22 protein-coding genes are annotated in these 19,609 nt (G+C 60.5%); 10 read left to right on the top strand and 12 right to left on the bottom strand.

What is annotated here, in order from left to right:
- Window positions 1–23: 23 nt before the first annotated feature.
- Window positions 24–788: an AraC family transcriptional regulator gene (locus F2P67_RS19420; RefSeq protein ID WP_166222525.1), complete on the bottom strand. Its 765-nt coding sequence runs from the start codon at window positions 786–788 to the stop codon at window positions 24–26.
- 132 nt (window positions 789–920) lie between these two features.
- Here F2P67_RS19420 and F2P67_RS19415 point away from each other — a divergent pair, with 132 nt between their 5' ends.
- Window positions 921–1,736, top strand: coding sequence for a UDP-2,3-diacylglucosamine diphosphatase (locus F2P67_RS19415; RefSeq protein ID WP_166222523.1), 816 nt, complete (start codon window positions 921–923; stop codon window positions 1,734–1,736).
- A 161-nt stretch (window positions 1,737–1,897) separates the two neighbouring features.
- Here F2P67_RS19415 and F2P67_RS19410 read toward each other — a convergent pair whose 3' ends face one another.
- The gene (locus F2P67_RS19410; protein ID WP_166222521.1) at window positions 1,898–2,473 is read right to left on the bottom strand and encodes an HD domain-containing protein; all 576 of its coding nucleotides are present in this window, start codon (window positions 2,471–2,473) and stop codon (window positions 1,898–1,900) included.
- 25 nt (window positions 2,474–2,498) lie between these two features.
- Window positions 2,499–2,810, bottom strand: a complete 312-nt coding sequence (locus F2P67_RS19405) for an Mpo1-like protein (protein WP_166222519.1) — start codon at window positions 2,808–2,810, stop codon at window positions 2,499–2,501.
- A gap of 164 nt (window positions 2,811–2,974) precedes the next feature.
- Between F2P67_RS19405 and F2P67_RS19400 the strand changes: the two genes are divergently transcribed.
- A complete protein-coding gene (locus F2P67_RS19400) occupies window positions 2,975–4,036 on the top strand; it encodes an AraC family transcriptional regulator (protein ID WP_218583346.1) in 1,062 nt (353 codons plus the stop codon).
- Here F2P67_RS19400 and F2P67_RS19395 read toward each other — a convergent pair.
- Window positions 3,993–5,447 (bottom strand): TrkH family potassium uptake protein, encoded by a 1,455-nt coding sequence (locus tag F2P67_RS19395; protein WP_166222517.1) that lies wholly within the window; start codon window positions 5,445–5,447, stop codon window positions 3,993–3,995. The genes F2P67_RS19400 and F2P67_RS19395 overlap by 44 nt on opposite strands.
- A gap of 120 nt (window positions 5,448–5,567) precedes the next feature.
- Between F2P67_RS19395 and F2P67_RS19390 the strand changes: the two genes are divergently transcribed.
- Window positions 5,568–6,134, top strand: a complete 567-nt coding sequence (locus F2P67_RS19390) for a nitroreductase family protein (RefSeq protein WP_166222515.1) — start codon at window positions 5,568–5,570, stop codon at window positions 6,132–6,134.
- A 108-nt stretch (window positions 6,135–6,242) separates the two neighbouring features.
- Here F2P67_RS19390 and F2P67_RS19385 read toward each other — a convergent pair whose 3' ends face one another.
- The 6 genes from F2P67_RS19385 to F2P67_RS19360 form a co-directional block, all read right to left on the bottom strand.
- Window positions 6,243–7,583: an ATP-binding protein gene (locus tag F2P67_RS19385; protein WP_166222513.1), complete on the bottom strand. Its 1,341-nt coding sequence runs from the start codon at window positions 7,581–7,583 to the stop codon at window positions 6,243–6,245.
- 225 nt (window positions 7,584–7,808) lie between these two features.
- A complete protein-coding gene (locus tag F2P67_RS19380; protein WP_166222511.1) occupies window positions 7,809–8,258 on the bottom strand; it encodes a Spy/CpxP family protein refolding chaperone in 450 nt (149 codons plus the stop codon).
- 135 nt (window positions 8,259–8,393) lie between these two features.
- Complete coding sequence (locus F2P67_RS19375; protein ID WP_053118261.1) at window positions 8,394–9,071, bottom strand: response regulator transcription factor; 678 nt, start codon at window positions 9,069–9,071, stop codon at window positions 8,394–8,396.
- 7 nt (window positions 9,072–9,078) lie between these two features.
- A complete protein-coding gene (locus F2P67_RS19370; RefSeq protein WP_166222509.1) occupies window positions 9,079–9,489 on the bottom strand; it encodes an SH3 domain-containing protein in 411 nt (136 codons plus the stop codon).
- A gap of 325 nt (window positions 9,490–9,814) precedes the next feature.
- A complete protein-coding gene (locus F2P67_RS19365) occupies window positions 9,815–10,114 on the bottom strand; it encodes a YciI family protein (protein ID WP_016987935.1) in 300 nt (99 codons plus the stop codon).
- Window position 10,115: 1 nt separating this feature from the next.
- Window positions 10,116–10,712 carry a septation protein A gene (locus tag F2P67_RS19360; protein WP_166222507.1) on the bottom strand — a complete coding sequence of 199 codons (597 nt, stop codon included), beginning with the start codon at window positions 10,710–10,712 and terminating at the stop codon, window positions 10,116–10,118.
- Window positions 10,713–10,799: 87 nt separating this feature from the next.
- Between F2P67_RS19360 and F2P67_RS19355 the strand changes: the two genes are divergently transcribed.
- The 6 genes from F2P67_RS19355 to rluB all read left to right on the top strand — a co-directional run bounded on the left by F2P67_RS19355 (window position 10,800) and on the right by rluB (window position 15,847).
- Window positions 10,800–11,663 carry a PHP domain-containing protein gene (locus tag F2P67_RS19355; RefSeq protein ID WP_166222505.1) on the top strand — a complete coding sequence of 288 codons (864 nt, stop codon included), beginning with the start codon at window positions 10,800–10,802 and terminating at the stop codon, window positions 11,661–11,663.
- Between the two features lie 13 nt (window positions 11,664–11,676).
- Window positions 11,677–12,306, top strand: a complete 630-nt coding sequence (locus F2P67_RS19350; RefSeq protein WP_007966016.1) for an L-threonylcarbamoyladenylate synthase — start codon at window positions 11,677–11,679, stop codon at window positions 12,304–12,306.
- Between the two features lie 123 nt (window positions 12,307–12,429).
- Window positions 12,430–13,128 carry a segregation and condensation protein A gene (locus tag F2P67_RS19345; RefSeq protein WP_177431432.1) on the top strand — a complete coding sequence of 233 codons (699 nt, stop codon included), beginning with the start codon at window positions 12,430–12,432 and terminating at the stop codon, window positions 13,126–13,128.
- Between the two features lie 11 nt (window positions 13,129–13,139).
- The gene (gene scpB / locus F2P67_RS19340) at window positions 13,140–14,132 is read left to right on the top strand and encodes an SMC-Scp complex subunit ScpB (RefSeq protein ID WP_166222503.1); all 993 of its coding nucleotides are present in this window, start codon (window positions 13,140–13,142) and stop codon (window positions 14,130–14,132) included.
- A 148-nt stretch (window positions 14,133–14,280) separates the two neighbouring features.
- Window positions 14,281–14,472, top strand: coding sequence for a DUF1289 domain-containing protein (locus F2P67_RS19335; RefSeq protein WP_166222501.1), 192 nt, complete (start codon window positions 14,281–14,283; stop codon window positions 14,470–14,472).
- A gap of 154 nt (window positions 14,473–14,626) precedes the next feature.
- A complete protein-coding gene (rluB, locus tag F2P67_RS19330; RefSeq protein ID WP_166222499.1) occupies window positions 14,627–15,847 on the top strand; it encodes a 23S rRNA pseudouridine(2605) synthase RluB in 1,221 nt (406 codons plus the stop codon).
- A gap of 199 nt (window positions 15,848–16,046) precedes the next feature.
- Here rluB and F2P67_RS19325 read toward each other — a convergent pair whose 3' ends face one another.
- Together F2P67_RS19325 and F2P67_RS19320 are read right to left on the bottom strand one after the other, a co-directional pair.
- Window positions 16,047–17,012: a M29 family metallopeptidase gene (locus F2P67_RS19325; RefSeq protein ID WP_166222497.1), complete on the bottom strand. Its 966-nt coding sequence runs from the start codon at window positions 17,010–17,012 to the stop codon at window positions 16,047–16,049.
- A gap of 70 nt (window positions 17,013–17,082) precedes the next feature.
- Window positions 17,083–17,220, bottom strand: coding sequence for a hypothetical protein (locus F2P67_RS19320; protein WP_166222495.1), 138 nt, complete (start codon window positions 17,218–17,220; stop codon window positions 17,083–17,085).
- Between the two features lie 893 nt (window positions 17,221–18,113).
- On the opposite strand from F2P67_RS19320, the gene F2P67_RS19315 reads away from it, so the two are divergent.
- Window positions 18,114–19,526, top strand: a complete 1,413-nt coding sequence (locus F2P67_RS19315) for an amino acid permease (protein WP_166222493.1) — start codon at window positions 18,114–18,116, stop codon at window positions 19,524–19,526.
- Window positions 19,527–19,609: the final 83 nt, after the last annotated feature.

Here is a 19,609-nt window from a genome sequence, read left to right as displayed (position 1 = left end):
CGGGGTGGCTGTCTGTCGGCAGACTATCGTCCTTTGTCGCGGGCCTCGCGGCGTAATTGGCCGGGCGCAGAACCGAACTCGCGCAGCACTGCCGCCGAGAACGCACTTTGCGAGCTGTAGCCGACACGACTGGCGACCTCGCCGATCGGCAGCACGGTTTCACGCAACAGGGTGACAGCCTTGTGCAGTCGGCGGCTGCGAATGTAATCCATCGGCGTCTGCCCGCATTCGGCCATGAAGCGGGCGTGCAGGCGAGCGCTGGACAGCCCGGCAATGCGTGCCAGATCGGCGACTTGCAGCGGGTACGCGGCGTATTGCTCGATGTGCGCGTCCAGCGCCGCGTAGGGCAGGCGGCGGCTGGCGAGTTCGCTCGGTCGGGCGTGATTCAGACTGGCCAGCAACAACACCGCGCCTTGCCGGGCAATCAATGGATCGCTGACCGGGCTGTTTGCCAGCCAACTGACCAATTGCCCTTGCCCTGCGTCCAGCAACAAGCGGGCGGGGCGGTCGAGCAGGCGGCGACTGGCATCGGCATGTTCGCCGAGTGAGTCAACCAGCCATTGTTCGTCAGGGATATCCAGCACCAGACAACGACTGCCTTGCGGGCTGCCGCAGGCGTGGTGGGCGCCGGAGGGGATGACCACGAAGCTCTGCTGCCGCACCTGACTGCCACATCCCTCGACCTCGAAATCCAGCGCGCCGGACAGGCCGAACACCAACTGCGCGTGGTCGTGGCTGTGGACGATCAGATCGTGGGTGTACTGACGCAGGGTGAGAATCGGTCGCATGGCAAGTCTCCGGGCAGGCCGCCAGTCTACACCGACGCCATGAGGCTGCGCTGTCACACGACTGACTCGCGCCTGTCATGGTCGATTAACCGGGCGGGTGCAAGCTGCTGAAAACATCGCAGAGGGTTGCCCATGACCAGCGCCGAGCTCGCCAAACCCAGCCGCAAACAACGGGTGCGCACCTTGTGGATTTCCGACGTGCATCTGGGCACCCGGGATTGCCAGGCTGAACATTTGTCGACGTTTCTGAAGGGCTACCACGCCGACAAGATCTACCTGGTCGGTGACATCATTGATGGCTGGAAGTTGCGCGGTGGCATGTACTGGCCGCAGGCGCACACCAACGTGATCCGCCGCTTGCTGACCATGAGCAAGCGCGGCACCGAGGTGATCTACGTCACCGGCAACCACGACGAATTCCTGCGCCGTTATTCGAAACTGATTCTGGGCAACATCCAGTTGGTCGACGAGGCGGTGCATGTCACGGCCGATGGTCGGCACCTGCTGGTGATTCACGGCGATCAGTTTGATGTGATCACCCGTTATCACCGCTGGCTGGCGTTTCTCGGCGACTCGGCCTACGAGTTCACTCTCACGCTCAATCGTTGGCTCAACCACTGGCGCGCGCGTTACGGCTACGGCTACTGGTCACTGTCGGCGTACTTGAAGCACAAGGTGAAGACCGCGGTGAGTTTCATCAGCGACTTTGAAGAAGCCATTGCTCACGAATGCGTGAAGCGCGAATTGCACGGCGTGGTCTGCGGCCACATTCACCACGCCGAAATCCGCAAGGTTGGCGAAGTGGACTACCTCAATTGCGGCGATTGGGTCGAATCATGCACGGCGTTGATTGAGCACTGGGACGGTACGATCGAGCTGTATCGCCTGGCGGATGCGCAGGCGCGGGAGGCGGAACTCAAGGCTGCCAAAGTCCCGGAGATCGCCTGAGTCATGGCCGTGAGGTATTGAACCACTGTGGGAGGGGGCTTGCTCCCGAAGGCGGCGGCTCAGACACACATTGTGTCGCCTGATACACCGTTTTCGGGAGCAAGCCCCCTCCCACCAGGATCGCCACAGGTTAAGGGGTGGAGTTCTCAAACCGTGTTGTGTTATTCCATCGCCGCCTTGTAGATCGAGTTCTTCGGCTGGGCAAACAAGCGCGCCATCATCGGCTCAAAGAAACTCAGCGGCAGCGTGTCGTACGCTGGATCAAACGCCGCCGCATCGTATTTTGCGCAAAACTCGGCGGTGGCCTGGAACTGCGGATGTTCCTTGAACTGTTCGCGCAGGTGCCGATCCATGCCCAGGTGATGAAAGAAGTAGTAGCCCTGAAACACCCCGTGTTTCTCGACCATCCACAGGTTCTCGGCGCTGACGAACGGCTTGAGAATCGCCGCGGCAATGTCCGGGTGGTTGTAGGAGCCCAGGGTATCGCCGATATCGTGCAGCAGCGCGCAGACCACGTATTCCTCGTCACGCCCGTCGCGCCAGGCACGGGTTGCGGTTTGCAGTGAATGCGTCAGGCGATCCACTGGAAAACCGCCGAAATCGCCTTCCAGCAGCTTCAGGTGGGTCATGATCCGTGATGACAACTGTCTGGCGTAGGCGCTGAAGTCCGCGGCGATGATCGCCCAGTCTTCCTGCGTGCCATCCTGCATATGGGTGAAGCGGGCATTGGCGTTCATCGGCAACCCTCTGGTACTGGTCTGTTCAGAACGCCACGCGTCCCAGGATCATGTCGCGGTACATGACGAAATCGCCAAGCAGACTGTACAGCGGGTGCTGAAACGTTGCCGGTCGGTTCTTTTCGAAAAAGAAATGTCCGGCCCAGGCAAAGCTGTAACCGGCCAGGGGCAGGGCCAGCAACAGCAGCCAGGCGCCTTTGGCGACCGTCAGGGCCAGAATGAAAATAACCAGCGATGTGCCGACAAAATGCAGACGACGGCAGGTGCTGTTGCTGTGTTCGCTGAGGTAATACGGATAGAACTCAGCGAAGCTGTTGAAATGCTTGATGTTTTCCACGACCGCGTTCTCTGTGGTTATTGTTCTGGCGACGAGTTGTTCTGCGGGTAGCTTATTTGAGTCTAGAGTGATCATTGGCGTGGGCCAGTGACAATCGGCGCCACTTTAGTATCCTTCGCAAATCAGGTCGTAAGATGCGGCCCATCATGTAAAAGAAAAACGCCATGAGCGAACGAACGACTTCTGCAAGCTGGGCGATGGGGATTGTCAAAGCATTGGAGATGGACGGCCTGGATTGCCGGGTACTGTTCAAGCAATTGGGGCTCGATTACGCCGCCCTGAATGATCCGGATGCGCGCTTCCCGCAAGATTCCATGACCCGACTGTGGCAACGGGCGGTCGAGCTGTCGGGTAATCCGGCGATCGGCCTGAACATGGGCAAAGTGGTGCGACCGGCGTCGTTTCATGTCGCCGGGTACGCGCTGATGTCCAGTAATACCCTGGCTGAAGGCTTCCAGCGACTGGTGCGTTATCAGCGGATCATCGCCGAAAGTGCCGACCTGAGTTTTCGTCTGCTGGAAGAAGGCTACGCGCTGATTCTCACGGTGCACGGCGATCACCTGCCGCCGACCCGGCAAAGTGCCGAGGCATCACTGGCTTGTGCATTGGGTCTGTGCGGCTGGCTGACCGGGCGCACGCTGCACCCGGTCAAAGTGCTGCTGCAAGGCGATGAGCCGGACGATCTGCAACCCTACAAACAGGCCTTCCACGCGCCGTTGATGTTCAACGCGCCGTACGACGCGCTGATTTTCGAACGCGCCGACATGGAAGCGCCGCTGCCCACCGCCAACGAAGCGATGGCGTTGTTGCATGACCGGTTTGCCGGGGAGTATCTGGCGCGGTTCTCCGAAAGCCGCGTCACGCACAAGGCGCGGCAGGTGTTGTGCCGTTTGCTGCCGCAGGGCGAGCCGAAACGCGACACCGTGGCGCAGACCCTGCATTTGTCTCAGCGCACCTTGCAGCGTCGGTTGCAGGAGGAGGGCACCAGTTTTCAGCAGTTGCTCGACGACACTCGCCGCGAACTGGCCGAGCAATACCTGGCGCAGCCAAGCATGACATTGCTGGAAATTGCCTATCTTTTGGGCTTCGCCGATCCGAGCAACTTCTTTCGCGCCTTCCGCCGCTGGTTCGACACCACGCCCGGCGATTACCGGGCGCGGTTGCTGGAAGCGCCGAACGCGGTCAATGCCGCCAGAACGCCGGAATACACAGCACAAACACCGTAATGATTTCGAGTCGGCCGAGCAGCATGCCGAACGACAGGATCCACTTGGCGGCATCCGGCAGGCTGGCAAAGTTGCCCGCCGGACCGATGGTCTCGCCCAGCCCCGGGCCCACGCCGGACACAGTGCTCGCAGCGCCCGTCAGGGCCGTCATCCAGTCGACGCCGAGCAGCGACAGCAGCAGGGCGATCACGCAGATGGTGATGGCGAAAAAGAACGAAAAGGTCAGAATCGAGCGGACGATCTCTTCGTCGAGGCGGTGACCGTTGTATTTCTGCTTGATCACCGCGCGCGGGTGGATCAGCTGATTAAGGTTGGCCTTGAGCAGAATGTAGGCGACCTGGAAACGGAAGATCTTGATCCCGCCTGCCGTCGAGCCCGAACAGCCGCCGACAAAACCCAGATAGAAAAACAGCATCAACGAGAAGTTGCCCCACAGGCTGTAGTCGCCGAGGGCAAAACCGGTGGTGGTGACGACCGACGTCACGTTCAGTGCCACATGCCGCAACGCGTCCAGCCAATGCAGATTGGTCGTCCACCAGTACCAGGTGCCGAGCACCAGCCAGGTCACCAGCAACATGCCGAGCAAACCCTGCACCTGCTGATCCTTGATCAACGCCTTGCGGTTGCCGCGCATGGTCGCCACGTACAGGGTGAACGGCAGGCTGCCGAGAATCATGATGACCACGGCGACCCAGTGCACCGCCGGTTGCGTCCACTTGGCCAGCGACTGGTCGGAGGTCGAGAAACCGCCGGTGGAAATCGCCGACATCGCGTGGTTGATTGCATCGAACGGGCTCATGCCCGCCCACCAGAAGGCCAGACTGCCGACAATCGTGATGCCGACGTAAGCCGCCACGATCAGCCGCGCCACCATGTGCGAGCGCGGCATGACCTTTTCCGAACGGTCTGAGGATTCGGTCTGGAACAGGCGCATGCCGCCGATGCGCAGCAGGGGCAGAATCGCCACCGCCATGCCGATAAAGCCGATGCCGCCGATCCAGTGCAGCAGCGAGCGCCACATCAGGATACCGGGGGACATGGTGTCGAGGCCGTTGAGCACGGTCGAACCGGTGGCCGTGATGCCGGACATGCTTTCAAAAAACGAATCGGTGTAGCTGATGTGCTGGGTCAGCAGAAAAGGCAGCGCGGCAAAGATGCACACCACCAGCCAACTGCTTACCGTCAGCAAATACATGTCGCGCGGGCGCAGGTGGATGTGTTCGGGGCGCCCGGGAATCACCAGCGCGAGGCCGGCGACGAAGGTGATCATGCTCGCCCAGAGGAACGACGGCAGGTCGCTGGTGCGTTCGAAAATCACCAGGGTGGCCATGGGCACGACCATGGCGACGGCCAGGGTGATCAGGAAGATGCCGATGATGAAACCAATGATCCGTAAGGTCGGCAACGCCATGAAGTCCGCTCGGGCTGATGTGGGAAGGGCGCCATTCTACCCGTGGGGCAGGGCATGTAAACCGCCATCCCGGCGGAGATACCGCTAGAATAGCCGCACATTTTTCTCAGGAGGTGGCCGATGCAGGCTCTCGACGCTTTGCTCAACCGTGTTTCCGTTCCACGTCTGGTCGAACCGGCCCCCACTGCCGAGCAGCGCGAAGCCCTGTTTGGCGCAGCGTTGCGCGCGCCGGATCACGGCCACTTGCAGCCGTACCGCTTTTTGACCGTGGAAGGTGCCGCGCGCGAGCAAATGGGCGAGTTGCTGGCCGAGGCTGCACAGATGCAGGAAGGCGAAGTCACTGAAGCGATGATCGACAAGGCGCGCAACGGCCCGCTGCGGGCGCCGCTGGTGGTGGTGGTCATCGCTAAATTGCAGGAACACGTTAAATACCCCAAAGCCGAGCAGTTGCTCGCAGCCGGGTGTGCGGCCCACGGGATTTTGCTCGCGGCGTATGCGCAGGGAATTGGTGCCGTGTGGCGCACGGGTGATCTGGCGTATTCCAGCCACGTGGCCAAAGGCCTGGGCCTGGCGGAAGGTGAGGAAGTGATCGCGTTTCTGTACCTCGGCACGCCGCAGAAGGAGCCGCGTGTGGCAGAGAAAGTTGATCTGGCCGAGTTCGTCAGCGCCTGGCCCGGCAAAGCCTGACATTTTGATGTCCCTGTGGGAGGGGGCTTGCTCCCGAAAGCGGCGTATCAGACATCATTGTGTTGCCTGACACACTGCCTTCGAGAGCAAGACCCCCCCACATTTGTTTTACGGCTGGACGATGGCGCCCGGCACCAGCGGCAATTCGAGGCTGGCAATAAACCCGCCCTGCGGATGATTGGCCAGCGTCAGACTGCCGCCATGCCGCTCCGCCGCTCGCCGCGCAATCGCCAGGCCCAGACCATGCCCAGCCGCTGTCTGCCCCGGCGCCCGATAGAACGGCTCACCCAACTGACGCAAATGTTCGGCCTGCACCCCTGGCCCATGGTCGCGCACACTCACGACAATTTTTTCGCCCTGACGCGAAGCCTGCATTTCAATGGCCTGACCTTCAGGGTTGAAGCGTTGAGCGTTGCGCAGCAGGTTGTCGATGGCGCGCTCAATCATGGTCGGCCAACCCTTGAGGCGTAGGTGCTGTTCGGCGTCCAGGTGCACGTTCTGCTCAGGTGAACCGAGTTTCGCGTCCTTCTGCAAGGTGCCGAGCAGCGCGTTCAGATCAACCTCTTCAGCGCTGGCGTTATCGGCGTCGACGCGCGCCAGCACGAGGATTTCACTGATCAACGCTTCCAGCCGATCACACTCGCGGGTCAGGCGTGGCCAGAGTTTTTCGCGCTCTTCGGGGTTGGCCCGTTCGGCCAGCGCCAGCGCGATGCGCAGTCGCGCCAGCGGCGAGCGCAGTTCGTGGGATACGTCGCGCAGCAACTGACGCTGACTGCCGATCAGGCTCTGCAGGCGAGCGCCCATGCGGTTGAAGTCGGTCGCCAGCACGCCAAATTCGTCACGCCGGTTGGCCAGTTTCGCCAGGCTGTTCTGCTGGTAAGTGGTTTGCCCCAGGTCGTGCACCGCGCCGCGCAAACGGCTGAGCGGGCGGGTGATGGACAGCGTCACCAACAGACTGAACAGGGTCAGCACCACCAGCGCGATACCCAGTGCGCTCAACGGCCAGAGCAGGCTTTCGCGGTGCCAGGCGTCGAGTTCCGGGTGCGGGATGCGGTAGATGAACAGGTAGGTGTCGCCGGTTTTTTCGCTGGTGAACTCGTCGGTCAGACGCCGCCAGGGCAGGCGCCGGTCATCGTTGTTCTGCCGTGCTTCGAAGGCTGCCGCGCGACGCGGAAAGGTGCCGCGCACCACCGGATCACCGCTCTCGTTCAGCACCTGAACGTCGATGTGGTACTGGCGTTTGCGCTGCTGGAGGATGTCCTGCGCGGCGTCTTCGCCCTGGGCTTCGTAGGTTTGCGTCCATTCGGCGGCGAGGCTGTTGAGACCTGGATGGCGGCTGAGGATCCACGCGTCCTGATTGAGCATGTGCCCCAGCAGAATCGAAAGCCCTGCCACGAGAGCAATGGCCAGCCAGAAGCTCGCGAGAATACGCCAGAACAGTGAACGCACGGAAAATCCTCAATCAAACATAAAAGCCCATGTTGGAATGGGGCTCCTGTGGCGAGGGGATTTATCCCCGTTGGGTCGCGCAGCGACCCCAAAACCTGCGATTGAGAAACATCAGAAATATCGCATGCAATGATTTGGCGACTGCTCCGCAGCCGAACGGGGATAAATCCCCTCGCCACAAAGGCAAACCCGACGGCGTTGGCCGTCGGGTTCGGGGTTACTGCATTATTGCGCTTTTTGCGGCTGTTGCGCTTTCCACGCCTTGAACTCGGCCCATTCGGCGCGGCGTTCGGCCTGTTTCTTCTGGATCTCGTCGAATTTCTTCTGTTGATCCGGTTTCAGCACAGCGCGGACATCGGATTCGGCTTTCTTGTGGTTGGCCGCCATCTCGTCCTTCATGGCTTTCTGGTCAGCCGGCGAGAGTTTTTCCAGGTACTTGTCGACCACTTGCTTACGCTCGTGCATCTGCTCGCCCATGATCTTGCGGATCTGATCGCGCTGTTCGCGGGACAGGTCGAGTTGGCTGTACGGGCCTTTGCCGTGCATGCCGTGCATCTGACCGCCGTGGCGAGCGCCATCCATCGGGCCACCCATCGGGCCGCCATCTTGCGGCATGGCCATGGCGACGGTTGGCAGAGCGGCAGCGAACATCAGAGCGATAAGAGTCTTGCGCATGGTGTATCTCCTTGTCTCGTTCCCGGTACGTTCCGGATGAGTTCAGATTACGGAGATCAAGGTCAGCGGCGGTCAGCGCTGTGTAAAGCTTGGGTAAACACGCTTTCGCGCCGACCTGACAAAACTTACAGACGATCAGAGGCTGTAGTAGTAGCCACGGCTGCGCAGGGCGACGATACGCGGGCGACCGTCGGGGTGGGGGCCGATTTTTTTGCGCAGGTTGCTCACGTGCATGTCGAGGCTGCGGTCGTACAGGGTCAGCTTGCGGCCGAGGGCGATCTGCGCCAGTTCCTGTTTGTCCAGCGGCTCGCCGGGTTGCTTGAGCAGGGCTTCGAGCAGACGGCTTTCGGAAACGGTCAGGGTCAGTTCTTTCTCATCGATGCTGACCACGCCGCGCACCGGACTGAAGCTCAGGTCGCCCAGCTCCAGCTGCGTCGACACGGCGGCCGGATGGCTGCGGCGCAGCACGGCGCGCAAACGAGCGGTCAGTTCACGGGGATCGCAAGGTTTGGCCAGGTAATCGTCGGCGCCCAGTTCCAGGCCGAGGATACGATCCAGCGGCTCGCCGCGTGCCGAGAGCATCAGCACCGGCAGGTCGGCGTGATCGTTGCGCAGTTGCTTGAGCAGTTCCAGACCGCTGCCGTCGGGCAACATCACGTCCAGCACCACCGCCGCCGGAGCGGTTTCGGCCAGTGCCTTGCGCGCACTCTGGCCATCGTGGCAAGCGCGTACCTGGAAGCCTTCCTGGCTCAGCCAACTGCTCAGGAGTTCACACAACTCCTGGTCATCATCAATCAGTAACAGCTCGCTCATGACTCACTCAATTTAACCATTGCCGACGTTTTCGGCTTGCACCACTGGCAAAGATACCGCAGAGCAGCGCCAATAGCGCTACCCCGGCGCCGGTGACGAACCATTGCTGTTGCTCGGTCAACAGTCGCGGCAGCGGGCTGGCCTGGGCTTCCTTGAGTTGCAGCTTGAGGCGCTGGTTCTCTTGGCGCAACCGGGCCAACTGAGCGCTTTCGCGTGTGTTGTCGGCGTTTTGCAGCTGTTTGCTCAGTTCTTCCCGCTGCTGTTCACTGGCTTTTAGGCGTTGCTGCAGCTCGGTGATCTGGCTGCCGGCACTCAGCGACAACGGCGTGGAGCTGCCGCCCTCGGTGGATTCTTCACCATGGGCGGGCGCCATGATCGACAACGTGACCAACATCAGACACAACGGACCCTTGCGCATCGCGACTCCTGCTTCCAAATGGATATTGGGCAGGTTGTCGGCAGGCAAACGAGAATAATGAGCGATTGAGAGCGGTGGGAATCGGGAAGGTTCAGTGCTCGGGAGGGGATATTGGTGGCTGACAGATATTTTGTGGCTGATCGATATTCTGTGGCGAGGGGATTTAGCGAACCGTCGCACCGCCCCGTTGGGCTGCGTAGCAGTCCTGAAATGGGAGTATGCGGTGTGTCAGGCACACCGCATTGGATGGTTTTGGGGCGGCTTCGCCACCCAACGGGGATAAATCCCCTCGCCACATAAACCCCTCGCCACACTGCAAATTTGTTTAAGGGAGGACTTGCTTGAACGGCTTGACGATTACATTGGCGTACACACCAGCGGCAATGTACGGATCGGCATCGGCCCAGGCCTGTGCGGCGCTCAGGGAGTCGAACTCGGCGACGATCAGGCTGCCGGTGAAACCCGCTGCGCCCGGATCATTGCTGTCGACGGCCGGGTGCGGGCCGGCCAATACGATGCGGCCTTCGCCCTTGAGCGCTTGCAGGCGCTCCAGGTGCGCAGGGCGGGCGGCCAGGCGGGCTTCCAGAGAGTTGGCGACGTCGGTGGCAATGATGGCGTAAAGCATGTCAGTCCTCGGTTTTTGGTGTTGTGGTATCGGCGTCGTGCAGGTGACGGGACAGGTAAATGCCCTGTGCGACCAGGAACAGCACGGTCATGCCCAGGCTGCCGAACACCTTGAAGTCCACCCAGATGCTCTGGAAGGTGAAGGCGACGAACAGGTTGGCGGCCCCGCAGAACAGGAAAAAAGCGATCCAGGCGATGTTCAGGCGAGTCCAGACCGGATCCGGCAAGGTCAGCGCATGGCCCATGATGCGTTTGATCAGCAGGCGGTCACCGATGAAGTGGCTGCCGATGAAGGCGGCAGCGAACAGCCAGTTGACCACCGGGGCTTTCCATTTCAGGAAGGTCTCGCTGTGGAAGGCCAGCGTCAGGCTGCCGAAGACCAGGCAGGCGATCAGCGTCAGCCACTGGCTCTTTTCCAGCTTGCGCTGCTTGATGAACAACGCGCCATAAACCACCAGGGAACTGATGATCAGCATCGCGGTGGCGCTGTAAATACCGCCTACAGTCACTTCATGGCCAGCGATGTCGACGACCCGTGGATCAAGTTTGTAAACGATGAAAAACAGCAGAAGCGGGATGAAATCGATGAATTGTTTCACAGTGAGAGCCAGAAGCTGGATGTGGCGGCATAATAACAAACATATGGGCGCGCGATAGCGCCAGCTGATTTGAGGTTACAACTCTCCGTGAATGTAGATTTGCACTGCCACAGCACGGCCTCCGATGGCGCCTTGGCGCCTGCGGTTCTGGTTGCGCGTGCGTTCGAGAACGGCGTGCGAGTCCTGGCATTGACCGACCACGACACCCTCGAAGGCCTCGCCGAAGCGCGCACGGCCGCCAACGCGTTGGGCATGCAACTGGTCAACGGCGTCGAACTGTCCTGCACCTGGGGCGGAGCAACCATCCATGTGTTGGGCTACGGTTTCGACGTCAACGCCGCGCCACTGGTCGAGGCCATCGCCAAATTGCACGATGGCCGCTGGCTGCGGTCGGAAGAAATAAGCCGCAAACTCGCCCTCAAAGGCATGCCCGGTGCCCTCGATGGCGCCCGGGAGATTCAGCAGGAACTGGGCGATAGCGGCAACGCGCCGGCCCGTCCGCATTTTGCCGACTGGATGGTGCGTGAAGGTTTCGTCAAGGATCGCGCCGAGGCTTTTCGCAAATGGCTCGGCGCCGGCAAGCTCGGTGACGTCAAGCAACACTGGCCGACCCTGGAAGACACCGTCGGCACACTGCGCGCTGCGGGTGCCTGGGTCAGTCTGGCGCATCCGTGGCACTACGATTTCACCCGCAGCAAGCGCCGAAAGCTGATTGCCGACTATATTCAAGCAGGCGGGCATGCGATCGAGGTGGTCAATGGCCATCAGCCTGCGGAACAGGTCGGCAGCCTGGCAATCCTTGCCCGTGAGTTCGGTCTGCTGGTCAGCGCCGGCAGTGACTTCCATGGCCCTGGCGGCTGGTCCGAGATCGGCCAGTACCGGCCGGTTCCCGAGGACCTTCCACCCCTGTGGTGTCGGTTCAAACATGACACAGTTATTGCCGCCGTCTGAACAGGTAGAGAATGTGAGTCAATTTTTCCAGATACATCCGGAAAACCCGCAAGCGCGCCTGATCAAACAGGCGGTCGAGATCATCCGCAAGGGCGGGGTGGTGATTTATCCCACGGACTCTTCCTACGCCATCGGTTGCCAGATCGGCGACAAGACGGCCATCGAGCGCGTTCGCCGTTTGCGCCAGCTCGACGAAAAGCACAACTTCGCGCTCATCTGCAGCGACCTGTCGCAACTGGGCAATTACGCCAAGATCGACACCGGCACCTTCCGCATTCTCAAGGCGCACCTGCCGGGCCCTTACACCTTTATTCTCAATGCCACCCGCGAAGTGCCGCGTCTGCTTCTGCATCCGAAGAAGCGCACCATCGGCCTGCGCGTGCCGAGCCATCCGATTGCGCTGGCGTTATTGGCCGAGCTGGGCGAGCCCTTGATGAGCGTGACGCTGATCATGCCGGGCGATGAAGACCCGCTAAGCGATCCCTATGAAATGCGTCAATTGCTTGAGCATCAAGTGGACTTGATCATCGACGGCGGGTTCGGCGGCATCAAAGCCTCCACCGTGATCGACCTGACCGGCGACGATCCGGAAGTGATCCGCGTCGGTTGTGGCGATCCGGCACCGTTCATGGTCGAGGCCTGAATGTCCGCAGTGGAAACCGTTGTCGATCCCCAGGCCGGCGCTCAGCAGGAGCTGCCGTTCGCCATGGTCTATGGCCAGGCGGTCATGGAAATGCCGCTCGACCTGTACATTCCGCCGGATGCGCTGGAGGTCTTTCTTGAAGCCTTCGAAGGCCCGCTCGACCTGCTGCTCTACCTGATCCGTAAACAGAACATCAACATCCTCGACATCCCGGTGGCGGAAATCACCCGCCAGTACATGGGGTATGTCGAGTTGATGCAGTCGGTGCGTCTGGAATTGGCCGCCGAGTATCTGGTGATGGCCGCGATGCTTGCCGAGATCAAGTCGCGCATGCTCCTGCCGCGCGCCGAAACCGTCGAAGACGAAGAAGACGACCCGCGCGCCGAACTGATCCGCCGCTTGCAGGAATACGAACGCTTCAAGGCTGCTGCCGAGGGTATCGATGGCTTGAGCCGGGTTGGCCGCGACGTCGTCGTGCCCAAGCTCGACGCCCCGGAAGCCCGCGCGCGCAAGCTGTTGCCCGATGTGGCGCTGGAAGAGATTTTGATGTGCATGGCCGAAGTGCTGCGCCGTGGCGACATGTTTGAAAGCCACCAGGTCAGCCGTGAGGCGCTGTCGACCCGCGAGCGTATGAGCGATGTACTGGAACGGCTCAAGGGCGGCGGTTTCGTGCCGTTCGTCGAGCTGTTCACTGCCGAAGAAGGCCGCCTCGGTGTGGTGGTGACCTTTATGGCGATCCTTGAACTGGTCAAGGAATCCTTGGTCGAGCTGGTGCAGAATGAGCCGTTCGCCGCGATCCACGTGCGAGCCCGAGCCGAATAACGAGTCGAAACATGAACCTGACTGAACCCCGCGAGCTGGCCCCCCTGCTTGAAGCCTTTCTGTTGGCCTCGGGAAAACCGCAATCCCTTGAACGCCTTTTCGAACTGTTCGAAGAGGGCGAACGGCCTGAGCCGGCAGTCTTCAAGAAAGCCCTGACCCTGTTGGGCAAGTCCTGCGAGGGCCGCGCGTTCGAGCTCAAGGAAGTCTCGTCGGGTTATCGCTTGCAGATCCGCGAGAAGTTTTCGCCGTGGGTCGGGCGTCTGTGGGAAGAGCGTCCGCAGCGCTATTCCCGCGCCTTGCTGGAAACCATCGCGCTGATTGCCTACCGCCAGCCGATCACTCGTGGCGAGATCGAGGACGTGCGCGGTGTGGCGGTCAACAGCAACATCGTCAAAACCCTGATCGAGCGCGAGTGGATCCGCATCGTCGGCTACCGCGACGTGCCGGGCAAACCGGCCATGTTCGCGACCACCAAGGCCTTTCTCGATCACTTCAACCTGAAGAATCTCGAAGACCTGCCGCCGCTGGCCGAGCTGCGCGAGATGGAGGCCGACCCGGTGCTCGACTTCGACGACGCGCCCGTGCCGCAAAGCTTGCAGGAGTTGGCCGACGCCAGCGCTGAGCCGGAGGAAGAGAAGGAAGAGACGAGTTTCCACTCCTTGCTGCTGGAACTGGACAGCATGGAGGAGGGGATCAAGACCGACTTCGACGATTTGTTGCGTGATGCGGCCGATGCTGAGGCGGACGACAGTGAAGCACCGCCGACCGAGCCTGAAGTCGAGGCCGACGAGCCGGCGATTGAAGTTGAACTTGAAGCCGAGCCTGAAGCCGAACCGGAAGAGGACATCCTCGGCGTCGCCGAAGCCCGCGAGAAGCTGTTGGCCGCCATCGCCGCCCTTGAACAACCGGCGCCAGAGACCGAACCGGAGCTGAGCGAAGAAGAAGCCGAGGCGCGTGCGCTGGCCGAAGCCATTGAAGCCGAACGCCGCGAGTTTGAAGACTGATACGGTATTCAAGATCACTGTTGATTCCTGTGGGAGCGGGCTTGCTCGCGAAGACGGAGTGACAGGCACTAGAGAGGTCGCCTGACACACCACATTCGCGAGCAAGCCCGCTCCCACATTTGGATCTACGTCCAGCCAGGAGAAGCTGATGAGCTCGACAAAAGACCCCTGCATCAGCGTCTGCAAGTTCACCGACGACATCTGCCTCGGTTGCGGCCGCAGCAAGCGCGAGATCAAGGCTTGGAAAAAAATCGACAAGGACGACAAGCGCACGGTGCTGGCTGAAGCCGCGTTGCGCCTGATCAAACTGGGCAGCGCCGGTCGGCGGAAAAAGAAATAACTGCACAACGATCAACTACTCTCTGATGCGCGATGGCCCACATCCGCGTATGATTCGCGACCCTTCGCCGATCCCTTCGGCCAGGAACCCAGATTTCAATGCTTCAGGCGTCCAATTCAGAGCGCCTGAACAGACCACACCGGGAGGTGCCCAGATGAGTGACATCAATCAGAAAGACGACCAGGAAATCGGCCCAGCAGGCGAAAAGCTGCAGAAAGTCCTCGCCCGTATCGGCGTCGGCTCGCGCCGTGACGTGGAATCCTGGATCAGCCAGGGCCGGATCAAGGTCAATGGCAAAGACGCCACCCTCGGTCTGCGCGTCGACATGCACGACGCCATCACCATTGATGGCAAGGTGATCAAGCGCGAAGAGGCTGCCGAATCGGTGCGCCGCGTGATCATGTACAACAAACCCGATGGCGAGATCTGCACCCGTGACGACCCGGAAGGCCGTCCGACCGTGTTCGACAAGCTGCCGCGTCCGAAAGAAGGGCGCTGGATCAACATCGGTCGTCTCGACATCAACACCACCGGTTTGCTGATGTTCACCACCGACGGTGAATTGGCCAACCGCCTGATGCACCCGTCCTACGAGATGGACCGCGAGTACGCCGTGCGTGTACGCGGTGAAGTCGATGACGAAATGATCGAGCGCCTGAAGGCCGGCGTCGTGCTGGAAGACGGCCCGGCCAAGTTCACCGACATCAAGCAGGCGCCGGGTGGCGAAGGCTTCAACCACTGGTATCACTGCGTGGTGATGGAAGGCCGTAACCGTGAGGTTCGTCGCCTCTGGGAATCGCAAGGTCTGGTGGTCAGCCGTCTGAAACGCGTGCGTTTCGGTCCAGTGTTCCTCAATTCTGACCTGCCGATGGGCCGCTGGCGCGAAATGAGCCAGTACGAAGTCGACATCCTCAGCGCTGAAGTGGGTCTGACCCCAGTGGCGATGCCGCAACTGAACGCCAAGAGCAAAGACAAGCTGGAGCGCATGCAGCGCAAATCGTCGCGGCCGATGGCCAAGACCGAGCGCGTGCGTACCTTGCGTCCCGCGGCTGGCGCGCCAACTGGCCCGCGTCCGGGGCGTGAGCCGCAGATCGAAGGCGAGCGCCCAGCCCGCAAGCCAGTTACCCGTGACGGCGAGCGCGCTCCGCGTCCGGCCAACGGTCGCACTGAGCGTGGCGAGCGCGGTGCACCTGCCGGTCGTGGCACGCCAGTGGCGGATCGTCCGGCGGACACCACCAACAAGCGTCCGGCCAAGCCTGCGCCGAAGCGTCCGGGGATCAAACTGGTCGACGGCGATAAGCCATCGGGCAAGCGTCGCGGCGCACCGGCCGGTTCCGGCCAGCGTCCGGGGTTTGGTCGCAAGAAGCCTGAGTAATCAGGTTTAGCCGCAGCTGAAAAAACGCCAACCGCAGGGTTGGCGTTTTTTTTCGTCTCACCTAAAAAGGTTGTGGTGTCTTTCAGGGGCTCTTCGCGAGCAAGCCCGCTCCCGCGTTGGATCGGTGTCGTACACAAATCCCCTGTGGGAGCGGTCTTGCTCGCGAAGAGGCCGGTAGCCTCAATAAAGAAATTTCAGGCTAGAACACAAAACGCCCATCAAACACCGGCTTGTCATCCAGCGCCAACACCCCGCCAGAGAAGATCAGATCCAGGTGATGACTGCCCTTGGCCCCACCGCCAAGCCCGAGATGCAGCCCGCAATGCCGTTCCTCGAACCCGGCATTGCGCGCGTACAAATTCTTCACGCCTTCGTTGGTGCCAATCCCCAATTCCTCGATGCGCCGGTTTGAAGGATTGGCGTCCAGGTACTTGTTGAAATCGTGCTCCAGTCCCGGCACCTCCGTGGCGATGCGGCTGATGGTCGAGTTCTCGATCCACAACTCCAGCGGCGACTCCAGCACGCCGTACTTGCGCGCAAACGGAATGGTGCTGAGGAAGGTGCCCTTGAACTTCACATGGCCATTGATCGCTTCACTGTGAGTGGCGATTTCGCCGGGGGCCAGGTCGAAGTTGCCGACACCGTTGATGTCGGTCCATTTCTTGATGCTGCTCAGCGGCGTTTCAAACCAAGAGCCGTGATCGTCCTTGAAGCTCAGGGTCGTCGCTTGTGACATGCGCTGGATCAAGTGGCTGTTCAGCCCCGCGATGCGCTGCGGGGTGACGCTGAACGTGTCGTAGAAGTAGTCTCCGTAATCCTTGAACAGCAGCGACTTCTTCCAGTTTTCCGCCATGACCGCCTGCAAGGCACGAACGAACTCCGGGCCGTCGGGACGCGGGTTGGGCAGGGTGGAAGAGTCGTAGAAGAAAATGTACAGATCGCTGTCGGTGATGGCCGATGTCAGCGCTGCGTTGCTTTCCAGATCCAGGCGTCGGGCGCTGAACCGAAAACGTGGGTGATCGCCGGCCTGTTCGGCGATGGCGCCGGTCAAGGCTTCGTAATCAGCGGTGTGGCCGAGCAGGATCTTCGCCGAATCGAGGCCGGCGAGGGCGGGGTGATGTTCCAGGTAGTAAAGGAAATGCGAGATCGCGCGGGGCTTATCCATGAGTCCTCCCTGACTGACCGTGAAGAAAGCGGCAGGCACGACCGGCCGGATCGTGCCTGCCCGGGGTGTCTTACAGAGGCCACATCGCCGTGCCGAACGGCACGACCGCGTCGGCTTGCATCATTTCCACGGCGGCCTCATGGGTCGGTGCTTCAAACCACTCGTCCAGTTGCAGTTCGGTATCCACGTCTTTTTCCAGTGCTTGCATGGTCGATCTCCTAGATGACTTTCACGGTTGTGACTGACCGGTCGAGGTGGCCGGCAAGACGTGAAGAACCTAGTTCAGGGACTTTTAATGTGCAAAAAATTATTTATTTAATTTTTAAATAGACTTTTTATTCTGTTTTTTTGAATGAAGTTTCTTATTTAAAAACAGAAAACTAAGCGATCTTTTTCGATAGCAAGCTAGCTACCGTCAATTTGCAGACGTCTGTCAGAAATTTCTGAAACGGAAAGTTTGCGTTACGCCTCGTAAAGATTTGTTTACGAAAAAGCCGATAAAACCCAGTGAATCAATCCGCACGTGAGCGCTGTAAGGAAAAGCTGCCGAACGCCCGTGGCGTGGGCGCCTTGGGAGGCTCTGGCGCGCTTGTTTCAGAGGCGTTTGAAGGGTGAGATGCGCCCCATGCCTGTCGTGCAGGTGCATAACAAGAAGGAGGCGCAATGAACGCCGTGACTGATCTCCACTTCTCTCCGTGGGTCGGTTTTTCCAGCGACCCCGCCGATGGCCTGCAAAGGCCTGACTCATTTTTTGCAGCCGCCCGGGCTTCTCGAGGCGGACACACGCAATCCCGGCAACCGCCACGCTGATCCAGCGGGGTCTGGCAGCAGGGGGTTAGCGGTGTACAATGCGCCGCGTTTTAACTGTGACCCTCTGCGTAATCGCGCAAATCTCAAGGCTATCCGCCTTGTTCACTCCGCCGCGTCACAAGCGTGTCGGGTTCGATTTCGTCACAGATAAAAACAAACAGGTGACGCATGACCGTTGTAAAAAAGCTGAATTCCTGGTGCTTGCGCTGGGGTTTGATCAGGGTTGGCTGAAATCGCAACCTTGCAGCAACGTCTACTGAACATCATCAAACCTTGCGTGAGACCTTTTTCATGAGTGGACAACCCTCGCAATCAGGCGAGCTGAAACGCGGCCTGAAAAATCGCCACATTCAACTGATCGCCCTCGGTGGCGCGATCGGTACCGGATTGTTCCTCGGCTCGGCCGGGGTACTGAAATCCGCCGGCCCGTCGATGATCCTCGGCTATGCCATCTGCGGCTTCATCGCCTTCATGATCATGCGCCAACTCGGCGAGATGATCGTCGAAGAGCCGGTGGCCGGTTCCTTCAGCCATTTCGCGCACAAGTACTGGGGCGGCTTCGCCGGTTTCCTGTCGGGCTGGAACTGCTGGATCCTGTACATCCTGGTCGGCATGTCCGAGCTGACTGCGGTCGGCAAATACATTCACTACTGGGCGCCGGAGATCCCGAGCTGGGTCACCGCTGCCGCGTTCTTCGTGCTGATCAACGCGATCAACCTGGCCAACGTCAAAGTCTTCGGTGAAGCCGAATTCTGGTTCGCGATCATCAAGGTTGTGGCAATTGTCGGCATGATTGCCTTGGGCAGCTATCTGCTGGTCAGCGGCCACGGCGGCCCGCAAGCCTCGGTCAGCAATCTGTGGTCCCACGGCGGCTTCTTCCCCAACGGCGTCAGCGGCCTGGTGATGGCCATGGCGATCATCATGTTCTCCTTCGGCGGTCTGGAAATGCTCGGTTTCACCGCAGCCGAAGCCGACAAGCCGAAAACCGTGATCCCGAAAGCGATCAATCAGGTGATCTACCGGATCCTGATTTTCTACATCGGCGCCTTGGTGATCCTGCTGTCGCTGACCCCTTGGGACAGCCTGCTGGAAACCCTCAATGCGTCCGGCGACTCCTACAGCGGCAGCCCGTTCGTGCAAGTGTTCTCGATGCTCGGCAGCAGCACCGCCGCGCACATCCTCAACTTCGTGGTTCTGACGGCAGCGCTGTCGGTTTACAACAGCGGCACCTACTGCAACAGCCGCATGCTGCTGGGTATGGCCGAGCAGGGCGATGCGCCGAAAGGTCTGGCGAAGATCGACAAGCGCGGCGTGCCGGTTCGTTCGATCCTCGCGTCCGCAGCGGTAACGCTGGTGGCCGTGCTGCTCAACTACCTGATCCCGCAGCACGCGCTGGAACTGCTGATGTCGCTGGTTGTGGCGACGCTGGTGATCAACTGGGCGATGATCAGCTTCTCGCACTTCAAGTTCCGTCAGCACATGAACAAGACCAGACAGACGCCGCTGTTCAAGGCTCTGTGGTATCCATACGGCAACTACATCTGCCTGGCCTTCGTCGCATTCATTCTCGGCGTGATGCTGCTGATCCCTGGCATCCAGATCTCGGTGTACGCGATTCCGGTGTGGGTCGTGTTCATGTGGGTTTGCTACGTGATCAAGAACAAGCGCAGCGCGCAGCCTGCAGTGCCGGCGACCGCGAAGTAATACCGCAAGCAAAAACAACAAACCCGGCCAAGTGCCGGGTTTTTTGTCGATTCGCGGTATCCTGCGCGTTCTGAATACGGACG

Origin of the sequence: Pseudomonas atagonensis (genome assembly GCF_011369485.1) — a bacterium.
GTDB classification, from domain to species: domain Bacteria; phylum Pseudomonadota; class Gammaproteobacteria; order Pseudomonadales; family Pseudomonadaceae; genus Aquipseudomonas; species Aquipseudomonas atagonensis.
This window is presented reverse-complemented; position numbering and strand designations above follow the sequence as displayed.

Excerpts from the sequence above, each read along its gene's own strand:
- F2P67_RS19415 (WP_166222523.1), top strand. The coding sequence starts at position 921 with ATGACCAGCGCCGAGCTCGCCAAACCCAGCCGCAAACAACGGGTGCGC.
- F2P67_RS19380 (WP_166222511.1), bottom strand. The coding sequence starts at position 8,258 with ATGCGCAAGACTCTTATCGCTCTGATGTTCGCTGCCGCTCTGCCAACC.
- F2P67_RS19375 (WP_053118261.1), bottom strand. The coding sequence starts at position 9,071 with ATGAGCGAGCTGTTACTGATTGATGATGACCAGGAGTTGTGTGAACTC.
- F2P67_RS19325 (WP_166222497.1), bottom strand. The coding sequence starts at position 17,012 with ATGGATAAGCCCCGCGCGATCTCGCATTTCCTTTACTACCTGGAACAT.
- rluB (WP_166222499.1), top strand. The coding sequence starts at position 14,627 with ATGAGTGACATCAATCAGAAAGACGACCAGGAAATCGGCCCAGCAGGC.
- F2P67_RS19390 (WP_166222515.1), top strand. The coding sequence starts at position 5,568 with ATGCAGGCTCTCGACGCTTTGCTCAACCGTGTTTCCGTTCCACGTCTG.
- scpB (WP_166222503.1), top strand. The coding sequence starts at position 13,140 with ATGAACCTGACTGAACCCCGCGAGCTGGCCCCCCTGCTTGAAGCCTTT.
- F2P67_RS19315 (WP_166222493.1), top strand. The coding sequence starts at position 18,114 with ATGAGTGGACAACCCTCGCAATCAGGCGAGCTGAAACGCGGCCTGAAA.
- F2P67_RS19320 (WP_166222495.1), bottom strand. The coding sequence starts at position 17,220 with ATGCAAGCACTGGAAAAAGACGTGGATACCGAACTGCAACTGGACGAG.
- F2P67_RS19400 (WP_218583346.1), top strand. The coding sequence starts at position 2,975 with ATGAGCGAACGAACGACTTCTGCAAGCTGGGCGATGGGGATTGTCAAA.
- F2P67_RS19365 (WP_016987935.1), bottom strand. The coding sequence starts at position 10,114 with ATGCTTTACGCCATCATTGCCACCGACGTCGCCAACTCTCTGGAAGCC.
- F2P67_RS19420 (WP_166222525.1), bottom strand. The coding sequence starts at position 788 with ATGCGACCGATTCTCACCCTGCGTCAGTACACCCACGATCTGATCGTC.
- F2P67_RS19395 (WP_166222517.1), bottom strand. The coding sequence starts at position 5,447 with ATGGCGTTGCCGACCTTACGGATCATTGGTTTCATCATCGGCATCTTC.
- F2P67_RS19335 (WP_166222501.1), top strand. The coding sequence starts at position 14,281 with ATGAGCTCGACAAAAGACCCCTGCATCAGCGTCTGCAAGTTCACCGAC.
- F2P67_RS19410 (WP_166222521.1), bottom strand. The coding sequence starts at position 2,473 with ATGAACGCCAATGCCCGCTTCACCCATATGCAGGATGGCACGCAGGAA.
- F2P67_RS19370 (WP_166222509.1), bottom strand. The coding sequence starts at position 9,489 with ATGCGCAAGGGTCCGTTGTGTCTGATGTTGGTCACGTTGTCGATCATG.